This window comes from Pseudonocardia kujensis (genome assembly GCF_021283305.1).
Lineage (GTDB): Bacteria > Actinomycetota > Actinomycetes > Mycobacteriales > Pseudonocardiaceae > Pseudonocardia > Pseudonocardia kujensis.
This window is the reverse complement of record NZ_JAJSOK010000019.1, coordinates 28,096-43,302: the sequence shown is the minus strand read 5'-3', so window position 1 is coordinate 43,302 and position 15,207 is coordinate 28,096. Positions and strand designations below refer to the sequence as shown.

The 15,207-nt window shown below is 75.2% G+C and carries 10 protein-coding genes and 2 pseudogenes; 8 read left to right on the top strand and 4 right to left on the bottom strand.

The features are described 5' to 3' along the window. The first annotated feature begins 191 nt into the window (after positions 1 to 191). The 7 genes from LWC35_RS15615 (at position 192) to LWC35_RS15585 (ending at position 9,572) form a co-directional block, all read left to right on the top strand. On the top strand, positions 192 to 1,013 hold the full coding sequence (locus tag LWC35_RS15615; protein ID WP_372463053.1) for a TIGR03936 family radical SAM-associated protein: 822 nt from the start codon (positions 192 to 194) through the stop codon (positions 1,011 to 1,013). Between the two features lie 163 nt (positions 1,014 to 1,176). Next, positions 1,177 to 4,749: a translation initiation factor IF-2 N-terminal domain-containing protein gene (locus LWC35_RS15610; RefSeq protein WP_232870849.1), complete on the top strand. Its 3,573-nt coding sequence runs from the start codon at positions 1,177 to 1,179 to the stop codon at positions 4,747 to 4,749. A gap of 136 nt (positions 4,750 to 4,885) precedes the next feature. After that, complete coding sequence (gene rplU / locus LWC35_RS15605) at positions 4,886 to 5,194, top strand: 50S ribosomal protein L21 (RefSeq protein WP_232870848.1); 309 nt, start codon at positions 4,886 to 4,888, stop codon at positions 5,192 to 5,194. A 13-nt stretch (positions 5,195 to 5,207) separates the two neighbouring features. Then, positions 5,208 to 5,465: a 50S ribosomal protein L27 gene (rpmA, locus tag LWC35_RS15600; RefSeq protein WP_037043345.1), complete on the top strand. Its 258-nt coding sequence runs from the start codon at positions 5,208 to 5,210 to the stop codon at positions 5,463 to 5,465. 106 nt (positions 5,466 to 5,571) lie between these two features. Continuing rightward, positions 5,572 to 7,164, top strand: a complete 1,593-nt coding sequence (gene obgE, locus LWC35_RS15595; protein WP_232870847.1) for a GTPase ObgE — start codon at positions 5,572 to 5,574, stop codon at positions 7,162 to 7,164. A gap of 55 nt (positions 7,165 to 7,219) precedes the next feature. After that, positions 7,220 to 8,332: a glutamate 5-kinase gene (gene proB / locus LWC35_RS15590; protein ID WP_232870846.1), complete on the top strand. Its 1,113-nt coding sequence runs from the start codon at positions 7,220 to 7,222 to the stop codon at positions 8,330 to 8,332. A 61-nt stretch (positions 8,333 to 8,393) separates the two neighbouring features. Then, on the top strand, positions 8,394 to 9,572 hold the full coding sequence (locus LWC35_RS15585; protein ID WP_232870845.1) for a methyltransferase domain-containing protein: 1,179 nt from the start codon (positions 8,394 to 8,396) through the stop codon (positions 9,570 to 9,572). 189 nt (positions 9,573 to 9,761) lie between these two features. On the opposite strand, the pseudogene LWC35_RS15580 reads toward LWC35_RS15585, so the two are convergent. Beyond that, positions 9,762 to 9,953, bottom strand: a pseudogene (locus LWC35_RS15580) (nitroreductase/quinone reductase family protein); the annotation flags it as partial. A 212-nt stretch (positions 9,954 to 10,165) separates the two neighbouring features. Here LWC35_RS15580 and LWC35_RS15575 point away from each other — a divergent pair. Then, positions 10,166 to 10,363, top strand: coding sequence for a hypothetical protein (locus LWC35_RS15575; protein WP_232870844.1), 198 nt, complete (start codon positions 10,166 to 10,168; stop codon positions 10,361 to 10,363). 215 nt (positions 10,364 to 10,578) lie between these two features. On the opposite strand, the gene LWC35_RS15570 is transcribed toward LWC35_RS15575, so the two are convergent. The 3 genes and pseudogenes from LWC35_RS15570 to LWC35_RS15560 all read right to left on the bottom strand — a co-directional run bounded on the left by LWC35_RS15570 (position 10,579) and on the right by LWC35_RS15560 (position 15,165). After that, positions 10,579 to 11,037, bottom strand: a complete 459-nt coding sequence (locus LWC35_RS15570) for a DUF6918 family protein (protein WP_232870843.1) — start codon at positions 11,035 to 11,037, stop codon at positions 10,579 to 10,581. A gap of 684 nt (positions 11,038 to 11,721) precedes the next feature. Further along, positions 11,722 to 13,815: pseudogene (locus tag LWC35_RS15565) on the bottom strand (RecQ family ATP-dependent DNA helicase). A gap of 231 nt (positions 13,816 to 14,046) precedes the next feature. Continuing rightward, positions 14,047 to 15,165, bottom strand: coding sequence for a lipase family alpha/beta hydrolase (locus LWC35_RS15560; protein ID WP_232870842.1), 1,119 nt, complete (start codon positions 15,163 to 15,165; stop codon positions 14,047 to 14,049). Between the last annotated feature and the right edge of the window lie 42 nt (positions 15,166 to 15,207).

Below are 15,207 nucleotides of genomic sequence, written 5' to 3'. Positions count from 1 at the left end.
CCCGACCTCGCCCTCGACCCCGCTCCCGTTCCCGTTCCGCCGCGCCCGGCGTCCGTACCGACTGCGACGAGTGTGTCCCCGCAACCCGCGCGGCCCAACCGCCGGATCGGGGCTCCGTCGCCGGCCGCCCGGGTGGCGCGGCCGGTGGGCCGGGCGGCGGGACCACGGGGGCCGGGGCCTACCCTCCTCCCGTGGCTCGAGTGCGACCCGGGGAGGCCGCGAACCCCGCCCCGCCGACGGTGCAGCGCGTCCGCGTGCGCTTCGCCAAGCGCGGGCGGCTGCGGTTCCTGTCGCACCGTGACGTGGCCCGCAGTGTGGAGCGCGCGGTGCGCCGCGCGGGCGTCCCCGTGTCGCACTCGCACGGCTTCAGCCCGCACCCGCGCATCTCGTGGATCGGCGCGGCCCCGACCGGCACGGCCAGCGAGGCCGAGTACCTCGAGATCGGCCTGACCCGCGAGGTCGATCCGGAGGTGGTGCGGGCGGCGCTCGACGCGGCGCTGCCCGCGGGCCTCGACATCCTCGACGCCGTGGTCGCCGAGCCGCCGGCCCTCGCGGACCGGATCGACGCGAGCCTCTGGCGGATCGTCCTGCCCGGTGTCCCCGAGGCGGCGTTGCGGGCGGCGGTCGAGGCGCTCCTGGCCCGCGACACGCTCGTGGTCGAGCGGGTCATGCCGGCCGGGCGGCGGGAGATCGACGTCCGGGCGGCGGTCGTGTCGGCAACCGTCACGGCCTGCGACGACGTGCCCGTGGCAGGCCCGCCGGAGGGTGACGTACCGGGCGGAGTCACACCGGAACCGGACGCCGCCGGACCGGACTGTGCGATACTGACGGCGGTCGTACGGCAGACGACACCCGCTGTTCGACCCGACGACGTGTTGGGTGCTCTCGACGTTGTCGCAGGCCTGAAGCCGCCGGTGCCCGCGAAGGCGACCCGGATGGCGCAGGGCCTGCTCGACGACCGGGGCCGCCTCACCGATCCGCTCGGACCGGGCCGGGTCACCGCCCGGGCCTGACCGCCGCGGAGCGGTGCCGCCGCCGGCCCGGGGTGGGTCGGCCGGACGCGGCGTCGAGCACCGCCGAGCGACCAGGATTGCCCGGCCCGCACCGCGGGACGGGAGAACGCGTGAGGCCCCTGTGCGGCCGCCCTCGAAGGGCGCCCGGGGGCGAAGGAGTTGGATGTCGATCAACGATGCGCCCGCCGGGGGTTCCGGCGGGCAGTTCTCCGTGTCGGAACTGCCGGAGAAGCTGCGTGTGCACGCCCTCGCCCGGCTGATCGGGCGGACCAGCAAGGAGGTCCTCGCGGCGCTCGCCGAGCTCGGCAACGCCGCGCGGAGCGCGCAGGCCGGCGTCGACCGGAAGACGGCGGAGCAGGTCGTCACCGCGCTGCTCGGCGAGCGGGCCGCCGCCGGGGCCGCCACCCAGCCCGGCGCCGAGCCGGCCGCCGAGCCGGGGTCCCGGTCCGCCGCCCCCGAGTCGGACACCACGGAGGAGACCGCAGCGCCGGAGACGGTCGCCGCGGCCGAGACCGGCGGTGCGACCCTCGCCGAGGAGTCCTCCCCGGCCGCCGAGCAGCCCGCCGCCGAGCAGCCCGGCGCGGACACCCCGGCCGCGCAGACCGAGGGCCCCCTCTCGCCGGTCTTCGCCCCGCCCGCCCCGCTCTTCCAGGCTCCCCTGCCCGATGCCGCTCCCGCCCGCGGTCGGCGCCGGAAGGCCGCCGCGCCCGCCGCGCCCGCCGCTTCCGCCGAGGAGGCCGGGACCGCCGAGGACACCGGTGCCGGCCCCGCCGAGGACGAGGCCGCCCCGAAGCCCCGCCGCACCCGCCGCCGCGGCGGTGGCAAGGCCGAGCCGGAGGCCGCCGAGGAGACGACCGAGACCCCCGCCGAGGCCACCGCGCCGGCGGACGAGTCGGAGACGAGTGACGACACGGAGGTGGCCGACGCCTCCGACACTTCCGACACCTCCGATGCGGCCGACGAGGGCGACGACGAGGCCGCGGGCCGCCGCCGTCGGCGCCGGGGCCGGCGTGGCCGTGGCCGTGGCCGCGGCGAGAACGGCGAGGCCGGCGAGGACGCCGACGGCGAGGCCGGGGACGGCACCGAGGACGCCGACACCGCGGACTCCGACGAGTCGGCCGACGACGCCGACACCGAGGACGAGGACGGCGACGAGGAGGGCGACGCCGGCGGTTCGCGCCGCCGCCGTCGTCGCCGTCGTCGCCGCGGCGCGGGCGACCCGTCCGACGAGCGCGGCGACGACGACCCGCCGAACACCGTCACGAAGGTCCGGCAGGGCCGGGACAAGGACCGGGACAAGGACCGGGACAAGGACCGGGACTCCCGCGACTCCGGCGACGACGGGGTGCAGTCCGTCCGCGGCTCCACCCGGCTCGAGGCCAAGCGCCAGCGCCGCCGGGACGGTCGCGACGCCGGCCGCCGGCGCCCGCCGATCCTGTCCGAGGCCGAGTTCCTGGCCCGGCGCGAGTCCGTCGAGCGGTCGATGGTGGTCCGGCAGAGCGGGCCGCGCACCGAGATCGGCGTGCTCGAGGACGGGGTGCTCGTCGAACACTTCGTCGCCGACGCCGGCAACGGGTCGTCGGACCGGTCGGCCCCCGCCTCGATGGTCGGCAACATCTACCTCGGCCGCGTGCAGAACGTGCTGCCGAGCATGGAGGCCGCGTTCGTCGACATCGGCCGCGGCCGCAACGCCGTGCTCTACGCCGGCGAGGTCGACTGGGACGCCGCCGGGCTCAACGGCAAGGCCCGCCGCATCGAGCAGGCCCTCAGCAGCGGCGACAGCGTGCTCGTCCAGGTCACGAAGGACCCGGTCGGGCACAAGGGCGCCCGGCTGACCACCCAGATCAGCCTGGCCGGCCGCTTCCTGGTCTACGTGCCGAGCGGCGGCGCGGCGGGGATCTCCCGCAAGCTGCCCGACGTCGAGCGCAAGCGCCTCAAGGACATGCTCAAGGAGATCGTCCCGGCCGACGCCGGCGTGATCATCCGTACGGCCTCCGAGGGCGTGAGCCACGAGGCCCTGGAGCGCGACGTCCGCCGGCTGCAGGCGCAGTGGGAGGTCGTCAAGGCGAAGGCCGAGAAGACGGGCCCGAAGGCGCCGAAGGCCCCCGCGCTGCTCTACGAGGAGCCGGACCTGCTGGTCAAGGTCGTCCGGGACCAGTTCAACGAGGACTTCTCCTCGCTGATCGTGTCCGGTGACGACGCGTGGGAGACCGTCTCGGACTACGTCGAGCACGTCGCTCCGGAGCTGGCCGACCGGCTGCACCGGCACGTCGGTCCGAAGGACGTCTTCGCCGAGTACCGGATCGACGAGCAGCTGCTCAAGGCGCTGGACCGCAAGGTCTGGCTGCCCTCGGGCGGCACGCTGGTGATCGACCGGACCGAGGCCATGACGGTCATCGACGTCAACACCGGCAAGTTCACCGGCTCCGGGGGCAACCTCGAGGAGACCGTCACGCGGAACAACCTGGAGGCGGCGGAGGAGATCGTCCGCCAGCTCCGGCTCCGCGACATCGGCGGCATCATCGTGGTCGACTTCATCGACATGGTGCTCGAGGCCAACCGGGACCTGGTGCTGCGCAGGCTGACCGAGTGCCTGGCCCGGGACCGCACCCGGCACCAGGTGGCCGAGGTCACCTCGCTGGGCCTGGTGCAGATGACCCGCAAGCGGGTCGGCGGCGGGCTGCTCGAGCACTTCTCCACCCCGTGCGAGCACTGCCGTGGCCGGGGCGTGATCGTCTCGACCGACGGCGACCACGTGCACGTCGTGAACGGCAGCGCCGGTGGCGGTGGCGGCGTGGAGGGCGGCCGCAAGCGCGGCCGGCGCCGCGGCGAGGACCGCGACCGCGCCGAGCACACGCACACACCGGACACCCGCAGCGCGGCGGCGGCCGCCGCCGAGATCGTCGCGGCCGCACGGCACGCGGGCGGGAGCGCACCGGCCGACGTCGCCGACGTCGCCGACGTCGAGGACACCGACACCCCGGCGGGCCTGGCCGGTCCGGCCGCGGTCGTCGAGGTGGTCGAGGCCACCCCGGCGCCGGTCGCCGAGGCCCCCGAGGCGCCCGCGGGCATGGACGAGCCGGACACCGGTCGTCCCGCCCGGCGGCGTGGGCGGCGCCGGGCCGAGCGCCCGGCGGGCAGCTCCGGCAACGCCGAGGCCGTCGTCGTGACGGCGGAGGTGCCGGAGGAGCCCGCGACGGACTCCGGGGGGGTCGCGGAGCCGGCGGCTCCGGAGACCGCTCCGGTCGAGGCGGCCCCGGCCGCGGAGGCGGCGCCCCAGGACGTGTCTGCGACCGCGACGTCGAACGGGCACGCCCCGGAGCCCGCGGCGGCGGCCCCCGCCGTGAGCGAGGTCACCGAGTCGGCGGCGTCGATCGAGGCGAGTGGGTCCACCGGGTCCACCGAGCCGGCCGACGCCCCGGCCCGGCCCGAGAAGCGCCGCCGGGTCACCCGCTCGGCCGGCGCGCCGAGCACGGCGGCCGAGCCGGTCGTCGTGACGGCGCCGCTGCCGGACTCCGGCAGCGGTTCCGGCCCGGCCGCCCCCGCGCACCCGGAGCCCGCGAACGACACCGCGGTGACCTCCCGTCCGCGCAGGTCGCGGCGGGCGGCGTCGCGCCCGGCGGGTCCGCCGAGCGAGGGCGAGGCGGCCGGCACCGGCACCGTCACGGTGACCTCGTCCGTCGGGGCCGGCACGCAGGACGGCCCCGCGGGATCGACCGGGGGGGACCCGGTTTGACCCTGCGATTTCCCCTTCCGTACCCTGGGAGTCAAGGAGCCGCGGCCCAGTGCTGCGGCGTGCGTGCCGCGCCCCGTTCGTCGGGACCGGGCCGCCCATGAGTCCCCCCGAGAGTTTCAGGAGTCGTGCGTCAACGATGTACGCGATCGTCAAGACCGGCGGTAAGCAGTACAAGGTGGCCGTCGACGACGTGCTGACCGTCGAGAAGATCGACGGCGAGCCCGGCGCCGAGATCAGCCTGCCCGCCGTGCTGCTCGTGGACGGCGACAAGCTGACCACGGATACGGATGCACTGGCCAAGGCCTCGGTGACCGCAACGGTCGTCGAGCACACCAAGGGCCCGAAGATCCGGATCCACAAGTTCAAGAACAAGACCGGGTACCACAAGCGTCAGGGCCACCGTCAGCCGCTGACCAAGGTCCAGGTCACCGGCATCAGCGCGTAAGGAGACCTGCGCCATGGCTCACAAGAAGGGTGCGTCCAGCTCCCGCAACGGGCGCGACTCGAACGCTCAGCGGCTGGGCGTCAAGCGGTTCGGCGGTCAGACCGTCAACGCCGGCGAGATCCTGATCCGCCAGCGTGGCACCAAGTTCCACCCGGGCGACGGTGTCGGCCGCGGTGGCGACGACACGCTCTTCGCGCTCGTCGAGGGTGCCGTCCAGTTCGGCCACAAGCGCGGCCGCAAGGTCGTCAACGTGGTGCCGGTCGAGGCCTGAGGCCCGACCACCACAGGCAGTTCGCGAGCGGCGGGCCCCGGGCTGGGGTCCGCCGCTCGTGTCGTCTGGGCGGCTCCGCCGCCGGGACGGAGAGGAGTAGTCAGACATGTCGCGGTTCGTCGACCGGGTCGTCGTGCACGCCACCGCGGGGGCGGGCGGCAACGGCTGCGCGTCGATCCACCGCGAGAAGTTCAAGCCGCTCGGCGGTCCGGACGGGGGCAACGGCGGCCGCGGCGGCTCGGTGGTGCTCGTCGTCGACCCGGGCGTGCACACCCTGCTCGACTTCCACCACCGCCCGCACGCCGCCGCGAAGAACGGCAAGCAGGGGCAGGGCGGGTTCCGGGCCGGCGCCAACGCCGAGGACCTGGAGCTGCGCGTCCCGGACGGCACCGTGGTGTTCGACCAGCGCGGCGAGATCGTCGCGGACCTGGTCGGGCCGGGCACCCGGTTCGTCGCCGCCGAGGGCGGCCGGGGCGGGCTGGGCAACGCCGCACTGGCCTCGCAGGCGCGCCGGGCCCCGGGGTTCGCGCTGCTCGGCGAGCCGGGCGAGGCCCGCGACCTCACCCTCGAGCTCCGTTCCATGGCCGACGTCGGCCTGGTCGGTTTCCCGTCCGCCGGCAAGTCCTCGCTGGTCGCGGCCCTGTCCGCGGCCCGGCCGAAGATCGCGGACTACCCGTTCACCACGCTCGTCCCGCAGCTCGGCGTGGTCACCGCCGGTGACTCCGCCGACGGCACCGTGTTCACCGTCGCCGACGTCCCGGGCCTCATCCCCGGCGCCTCCGAGGGGCGCGGGCTCGGCCTGGACTTCCTGCGCCACATCGAGCGCTGCTCCGTGCTGGTGCACGTCGTCGACTGCGCCACCTTCGAACCGGGCCGCGACCCCGTGGCCGACGTCCAGGCCCTCGAGGACGAGCTCGCCCGCTACACCCCGGCGCTGGGCGGCGACCTCGCCGACCGGCCCCGGCTCGTCGCGCTCAACAAGATCGACGTGCCCGACGCCGCCGACATGGTCGAGATCGTGACCGCCGACCTGCAGGAACGCTTCGGTTGGCCGATCTTCCCGATCTCCACCGCCAGCCGGAAGGGCCTGCGCGAGCTGGCCTTCGCGATGGGCGAGCAGGTCGCGGCCTACCGGGCCGCGCAGCCCGTGGTCGAACCGACGCGGATCGTGCTGCGCCCGCAGGCCGTCGACGACGCCGGGTTCACCGTGGAACCGGACCCGCAGCTCGAGGGCGGCTTCCTGGTGCGCGGCCCGCGGCCCGAGCGCTGGATCCGGCAGACGAACTTCGACAACGACGAGGCCGTCGGCTACCTGGGCGACCGGCTCGCCCGGCTCGGCGTGGAGGACGCGCTCGCCGAGGCCGGCGCCGTGCCGGGTTGCCCGGTCACGATCGGGGACGTCACGTTCGACTGGCAGCCCAGCACCCCCGCCGGGATCGCGCGGGTCATGTCCGGCCGCGGCACGGACGCCCGCGTGGAGGGCGGATCGGTGCGGGTCAGCGCCGCGGAGCGCAAGCTCGCGAAGCTCGCCCGCCGCAGGCACCTCACGGACGCCGAGCTGGCCGAGGGCGCGAGCTACGCCCACGAGGCCCGCTGGACCAACGACGCCGGCGACGAGGACGACGAGGAGCTCTTCGAGCTCGGCGAGGACGAGCTGGAGGTCTGGGCGGACTCCGACGACCAGGACGGGGCCCGGTGAGCGGAGCGGCGCAACTCGGTCGCCCGGCAGTGCCGACTCGCGGGATGGTCTGCCGGTGACCGACACCCGCAGGCTGCTCGGCGACGCCCGCCGGGTCGTCGTCAAGGTGGGGTCGTCGTCGTTGACCAGCCTGGCCGGTGGGCTCGACCCCGCCCGCCTGCACCGGCTGGTCGACGCGCTCGCGGCCCGGCGCGCCGCCGGATCGCAGGTCGTCCTGGTCAGCTCCGGTGCGATCGCGGCCGGCCTGGCGCCGCTCGGGCTGGCCCGCCGGCCCCGGGACCTGGCCACCCAGCAGGCCGCGGCGAGCGTGGGGCAGCTGCTGCTCGCGCACGCGTACTCGGCCTCGTTCCTGCGCCACGACCAGCGGATCGGGCAGGTCCTGCTCACCGCGGACGACATGATCCGCCGCTCGCACTACCGCAACGCCCAGCGCACCCTCGAACGGCTGCTGGGGCTCGACGTCATCCCTGTCGTCAACGAGAACGACACCGTGGCCACGGACGAGATCCGCGTCGGCGACAACGACCGGCTCGCCGCCCTCGTCGCGCACATCGTCGGGGCGGACGGGCTGGTCCTGCTCAGCGACGTCGACGGGCTCTACGACGGCGATCCCCGCCGCGCCGGCGCCACCCTGCTCGCCGAGGTCGACTCGCCCGCCGACCTCGATGCTGTCGCGGTGGCGAAGCCCGGTCAGGGCAGCCTCGGCACCGGCGGGATGGCCACGAAGATCACGGCGGCGGCGATGGCGTCGGCCTCGGGGATCCCGGTGCTGCTCGCCGCGGCCGACGAGGTGGCCGACGCCCTCGACACGGAGGGGCCGAAGGTCGGCACCGCGTTCCGGGCGTCCGGGCGGCGGATGTCCGCGCGGCTGTTCTGGATGAAGCACGCCGCCGACGTCCGCGGGCGCCTCGACCTCGACGCGGGCGCCGTGAGCGCGGTGGTCGAGCGGCGGCGGTCGCTGCTGGCGCCGGGCGTGCACGGCCTCGACGGCGACTTCGTCTCCGGCGACGTCGTCGACCTGGTCGGGCCGTACGGCGCGGTCGTTGCCCGGGGCGTGGTCAACTACGACGCCGCGGAGCTGCCGGGCATCATCGGGCGGCGCTCGTCGGACCTGCCCCGCCACTACCGGCGGGAGATCGTCCACGCCGACGACCTCGTGCTCCTCTGAGCGGGTCCCGGGCGTCGGACCACGGATGCGGTGGACGGCCGGACGGGGGCAGACTCGGCGGATGACCGACCCGGACCAGGCCCGTGCGCGGCTGGTGCGCGGCCTCCGCGCGCACGGCTGCGCGCTCACCCCGGCCGTGGTCGAGGCCTTCCTGGCCGTGCCGCGGCACCTGTTCCTGCCCGACGTCCCGATCGACGACGCCTACGCCGACGAGGCGGTGCCGACCCAGGTCGTCGACGGAATCGCGACCAGCTCGGCGTCGCAGCCCTCGATGATGGCGATCATGCTCGAGCAGCTCGCGCCGGCCCCGGGGCACCGCGTCCTGGAGATCGGCGCCGGCACCGGGTACAACGCCGCGCTCCTCACCCGGCTCGTCGGGCCGTCCGGCCGGGTCGTGTCGGTGGACATCGATGCAGAGCTGGTCGAGGACGCCACGCGGCACCTCGCGCAGGCGGGGGTCACCGGCGTCGACCTGCGGGTCGGCGACGGCGCGCTCGGGGTGCCCGAGGCCGCCCCCTACGACCGTGTCGTGCTCACCGTCGGCAGCTGGGACCTCCGGCCCGAGTGGGTGGCCCAGCTCGCGCCGGGCGGGCGGCTGCTGCTCCCGCTCACCGTCCGGGGCAGCCAGCTGTCGGTGGCGTTCGACCTGCGGCCCGACGGGGTGCTGGAGAGCCGTTCGGTGCGCAGCTGCGCGTTCATCCGGCTGCGCGGGGCGGGAGCGGGGCCGGAGGCGACCGAGCGGGTGGGCCCCGGGTGGGCCGCCCAGGTGCAGGAGGGCACCCGGCCCGATCTCGAGGCGGTTGCCGCGCTGCTCGACGAGCCGCGGAAGCTGCACCGCTCGACCGGGAGCCTGGATCGCGCGGACGTCTGGGACGGGCTGGGGCTGTGGATCATGCTGGCCGTCCCCGGCGCCCTGCGGCTGCTGACCGGCGACGCCGAGGACCCGCCCGGGCACTGGCTGGTCCCGACCGGACAGGGCCGCGCGACGGTGGCGGTCGCGGTGCCGGGCGGGCTCGCCGCGCTGGTGACCGAGCCCGCGGGGGTGCGCGCCTTCGGGCCCGAGGGCGAGACGGCCGTGCAGCTGCTGCGGGCGGGGGTCGAGGCCTGGCACGCGGCCGGCCGTCCGCACGCGGCGGACCTGCGGATCCTCGCCGTGCCCGCCGGGGCGGCGCTGCCCGGCGAGGGCGCGGTCGTCGAGAAGGAGCTCAGCCGGCTGGTGGTGACACCGGCACCAGCCTGACCAGCGGGACCTCCCGCTCGGTCCGGCGCTGGTAGCCCGCGTCGTCGCGGTGGCGCGAGGTGATCCGCTCCCACAGCACCGGCCGCTCGTCGGGCCCACGTTCTCGGCCCGGCGCGGCTCGCGCGGGCCGCCGCGCACCGAGAGCTGCACCTCGGGGCGGTCGCACAGGTTGAACAACCAGGCCGGGTGGCGGCCGTCGCCGCCGCGCGGAGCCGCCACCACGAGCGTGTCGCCCTCCACCAGCGGCGCGGTGAGCAGGACCGGACGGGGCTCGCCGTTGCGCCGGCCGACGGTGGTCAGCTCGAGGACGGGCGTCCCGCGGCGTCGCGGCCGACGCGGCCCCCGGGTCGCCTTGAGCAGCAGGCGGTGTGCGGCGTTCATGCCCTTCAGCACGAGATCATGAGGCACGTCCCGAGCCCAGGGACCCCCGGCCGGGTAACGACGGTCGGGGGCGGGGCGAACCGAACGGGGTGAACGGCGGGGAGAGCGGGCGGGACCGGCGGCGAGGCGTGCTCCTGGAGCCGCCTGCGGGCCGGTGGACGACCCGGTCAGTGGGGACCCGGCTGCCGTGGTCGGCGCGGCCGCCGCGAGCCGTGCCGATCCCGATCGAGGACGTCCTGCGGATCCGGCGCGCGGTGAGCGTCGCGCTGGACCGGTACCCCGGCCCGGTGGGCCGGCTGATCGCCGCGGAGCTGCTCGACTACGCCGACCAGGGCTGGCGCGGGGAGGCCGAGGGCCTGTCCGAGCGGCTGGTCGCGGACCTGCTCGGCGAGACCCCGCCGGGGCGCTGAGGCGCGGTGCCGGGGCGCGGTGCTGGGGCGCTGGGGCGCGGTGCTGGGGCGCGGTGCGGACCTGCCGGGGGGACAGCGGGGGGTGGACCGAGCCGCTGGGCTGAGCCCTGCGCTGACCGGCCGGGAACCGGGGGGAGCGGCCGGACGGGCCGGGGCGACGTCATCGGCGCCCCAGGCCTCGCCGGCCTGCCGCGCGGCAGGCGCGCGGGTGCGGCTCAGGCGCCGGCGGAGGCGGCGTGCTTGCCGATGAGGGTGCCGAGGCGGGGGAGGGCCTCCTCGACGTTCTTGCGGGCGTTCGGGCGCAGCTTGGCATAGGCCTTCTTCAGCGCGTCCGAGCTGGAGCTCTCGGCACGCCGGTCGGTGACGCCGAGGAGCGCGTCGGCGGCCTCGGGGCGGCCGGCCAGGTAGGCGCCGAAGTCGCTGCCCGCGGCACCGGCCTGGTAGTCGGCGTAGAAGGGCTGCAGGGCGCCGGCGAACTGCGGCAGCATGCGGTCGACGGCCGAGGGCACGACACCGGGCCGGACCTTCGACACGGTCTGGTAGCCGAGCTTGATGGCGGCGCCGGACATGCCGCCCTTGTCCTTCACCTCCTGACCGACGAGCTCGTTCAGGTCGGCGACGACGGCGGGCCGGCGCGCGGGGTCGGTGAGGATGGTCTCGAGGTTCTGCGTCACGGGGGCTCGTCCTCTCTCACGGGGAGTCGGTGCGGGCGAGACCGGAAGGTATTACACGCGTGTGATTCACCCTGACGGGCCCCGTGAGCGGACGGCTACGGGCGGTGCGCTAGGCGTCGTTCCCGCCACCCGGCCGGGTACCGGCCCGTGACCCATCGCCTCTCCATCCGGCGCGGGGACGTCGGCGGTGCAGCGGCCGGACAGCACAATCCGCGCCCTCCGTACGCTGGAGGCCCGACAAGATCACTGGTCTTGGAGCGCGACGGTCGGATTCCGACTCTCTCGCTCCACGACCAGCGACCATGCTGCTCAACGGTCTCGAGAGCCCACCGGCCTGCGGACAAGATCACCGGGTCTGGAGCTCGATGGTCGGAATTCGACCCTCCGACGCCCCGAATGACGATCATGATCTCGGGGGCCGCTGCGGACGAGCCGCGGAGTCGGCCGAGTCCGTGGGGCCGCGGGAGACGCCACTTCCGCTGCGCGACTCACGATCGGATGCGCGACTCACGATCAGGCCACCGACAGGGCCGCTCGTTGCGACAAGATCGCCGGTCGAGGAGCGGGGCGGTCGGATAACGACTCTCTTGCCCCCCGACCAGCGATCATGATGCACAGCGACCTGCACCGCGCCGCCGAGTCAGCAAGCCGCGATCGGCCGCGCCCCACCACGTGCCGAGCGGGTCAGCCCGCCAGGGCCAGGGCGAGCGGGAGGACCGCGGGGGCGCCGGCGCGGCGGACCGCGCGGGCGGCGACGGTCATCGTCCAGCCCGAGTCGACCAGGTCGTCGACCAGCAGCACCGGGCCGTCGAGGCCGGCGAGGTCGGGCAGCGCGGCGGTGTCGAACCCCTCCCACACCGCGGCGAGCCGCTGTGCCGAGTTCTCGTGCGTGCCCGGGCGCTCGCCGGCCGGCGGCAGGGTGCCGAGGAGCGGCAGCCGCCCGATCTCGGCGATCCGCCGGGCCAGGTGGTCGAGCTGGTGCGGCCGGGTGCGCGACCCGAGCCCGACGACGCCGACCGGCCGCTGCGCCCAGTCCCACCCGGCGAGCACGCGCACCACGGCGTCGAGCAGGTCGGACGGGACGGGTTGGTCCGGTCCGGCGAGCAGCTCGCGCAGCCGCGTGCCCCAGCCGATGTCCGACAGCCGCCCGACGGCCCGTCCGGGCTCGGCGAGCTCGTCGGCCTTGAGCCGGCCCGACACCGGGATCCCGAGCTCCTTCATGCCGCTCGGCCACATCTTGCGCGGCGCGATCTCCACACCCGGCTTCTGGAGCCGCTCGGCCGCGGCCGCGGCCACCTCGGCGGACACCTCGGGCGACCAGACGGTGCCGGTGCACACGTCGCACCGGCCGCACGGCGTGGGATCCGGGTCGTCGAGCTGGCGGCGCAGGAAGACCAGGCGGCACTCGCGCGTGCCGAGGTAGTCGAGCATCGCCTGCTGCTCGGCCTTGCGGGCGGCCGCGATCCGCTGGTGCCGCTCCCGGTCGTAGACCCACTCCGCCCCGGTGCCGATCCACCCGCCCTTGACCCGCTTGGCCGCCCCGTCCGAGTCGAGGACCTTGAGCAGCATCTCCAGCCGGGTGCGGGACAGGTCGACGCGGGTCTCCAGCACGGCGGTGGAGAGCGGCTGGTCGGAGAGCGCGGCCAGGGTCTGCCGCACCAGCGGCTCCGGCGGGAAGGCCAGCGAGGCGAAGTACGCCCAGATCTCCCGGTCCTCCTACCCGGGCAGGAGGACCACCTCGGCCCGGTCCAGGGCGCGCCCGGCTCGGCCGATCTGCTGGTAGTACGCCACCGGCGACGACGGCGCCCCGAGGTGCACGACGAACCCGAGGTCCGGCTTGTCGAAGCCCATCCCGAGGGCCGACGTGGCGACCAGCGCCTTCACGCGGTTCGCCAGCAGGTCGCCCTCGGCGTCGAGCCGCTCCTCGGCGTCCGTCTTCCCCGTGTACGCGCGCACCGCGTGGCCCCGCGAGCGCAGGAACTCCGCGACCTCCTCGGCCGCCTGCACCGTGAGCGTGTAGACGATCCCGGCGCCGGGCAGCTCGTCGAGCCGCGAGGCGAGCCAGGCCAGCCGGTCCGCCGGGCTCGTGATGTCCACCACCGAGAGCCGCAACGACGCCCGGTCGAGCGAGCCGCGCAGCACCAGCGGCCGGCCGGACTGCAACCCCAGCTGCTCGGTCACGTCCGTGACCACCCGGTCGTTCGCCGTGGCGGTGGTGGCCAGCACCGGGATGCCGGGCGGCAGCTCGGCGATGAGCGCGCGCAGCCGCCGGTAGTCCGGCCGGAAGTCGTGTCCCCAGTCGGACACGCAGTGCGCCTCGTCGACCACCAGCATGCCCGCGGTCCGGGTCAGCTCGGGCAGCACGCGGTCCCGGAAGTCCGGGTTGTTCAGCCGCTCGGGACTGACGAGCAGCACGTCGACCTCGCCGGCGGCGATCTCGGCGTAGGTCTGCTCCCACTCGTCGAGGTTGGCGGAGTTGACCGTGACGGCCACGATCCCGGCCCGGGTGGCCGCGTCGATCTGGTTGCGCATGAGCGCGAGCAGCGGCGACACGATCACCGTGGGCCCCGCGCCCTGCTCCCGCAGCAGCGCCGTGGCCAGGAAGTACACCGCGGACTTGCCCCACCCGGTGCGCTGCACGACCAGCGCGCGCCGGCGCTCGGCGACGAGGGCGTGGATGGCCGTCCACTGGTCCTCGCGCAGCCGGGCGCCCTCACCCGCGAGGGTCTGCAGCAGCTCCTCGGCGCGGGAGCGCAGGTCCTGTTCCGTCGTGGTCACCACCCCATGGTGGCGGCAGCCCCCGACAGAACCGGACGGGCCCCGCGGATCGGGCGCGCGGAACCGCGAGACCCGTCCCGACCGTCGTCGGGCCCGACCGGTCGGCCGGTTCAGGTAGCGCCCGGCGACCGCGCAGATTTTCGAACGCTGCCGGATGCCGTGGGGTCGAGGTGGCTGCACGACCAGCAGGGCACGGTCGCCGTGTCGGGCGACCGTGCCCTGTCCCGAACGTCAGCCCGTCAGTGTGTAGGGCTCGAGCTGCGGCTCGGCGGGGACCTTGGGGAAGAGCGCGAGCTGCCGGGCGATGGTCCCGGTCAGAGCGGCGTAGTTGCCGGGGAACGCAACCGGGTCGACGCCGGGCATGAACACCTGGCCGCAGACAGCACGGTCGATGCGGGCAGGCTCGGCCGGCCCGTCGTGGTCGAACGCATCCATGGCGAGGGCGTAGGCGACCGGGTCGTAGGTGCCGAGTGCCAGGTGCTCGGCGGCGAGGTCGGTGGGGCAGATGTCCTGGAGTGCGACGTTGGTGATGGCTCCGTCGCCGGTGTGCAGCGAGGTGGTGCCGGTGTTGTCGAGGTTGGGCTGCACGAACTCGTCGGTGCGGGTGTAGATCTGTGTGTAGGAGATCCCGGCGAAGGTCTCCTGTCGTGAGTTCATCGCTTGGGTGTATTTGGAGTTCAGCGTCTGCTGCCACAGCGACTCCGAGCACCCGGTCGCCGGCGTACAGAGCGCTCCGCTGATCGCGACGCTGCCGTGGTTGGTGGCTCCGAGGGCGACGTAGTCGTCGACCATCGGGCGCAGGTCGGGCCAGAACCGTAGGGCGAAGCGGGGCTCCGTGCCGCCCTGGCTGTGGCCGACGACGTCGACCTTCCGGTCGCTGAGCGCGTGCACGGTGCGGATGGCGTGCACGACGTACTCGGCCGAGACCTGCGCGTCGGTCATCGCCTGATTCGGCAGCGTCACCGAGCAGTAGGGTCGCCCGAGCTGATCGAGGGCTCGGAACCAGTTCCAGCTGAAGTCATCGGTCGGTGTGAGGGTGGTGCCGGGTACGAAGAGCACGACCTCGGTGTCGGCGTGCGCGGCGTTGGCCGTGCAGTGCAGCGCGGCGTCGAGGTCGGGCTCCGGGACGTCGAGCGCGGGGCCGGGCCGGTCGACCGGGGCGAAGGCGTCGTCCGGGATGGTGGGTGGTGGCAGCGGCAACGACGAGGGGGCGACCACGGGGAAGGGGGACGGCGTGAGCGGAGGTAGCGGCGCCGCGGGTGCCGCGAACGCCTGCCCGGCCAGCGCGAGCGCGGCCGCGGCGACCGCCGCGAGCACCGACACCCCGTGGCGCGATTTCAACTTCATCATGCGACTCTCCGTTACATACACTTCGATGTGTTGCAGCACGGA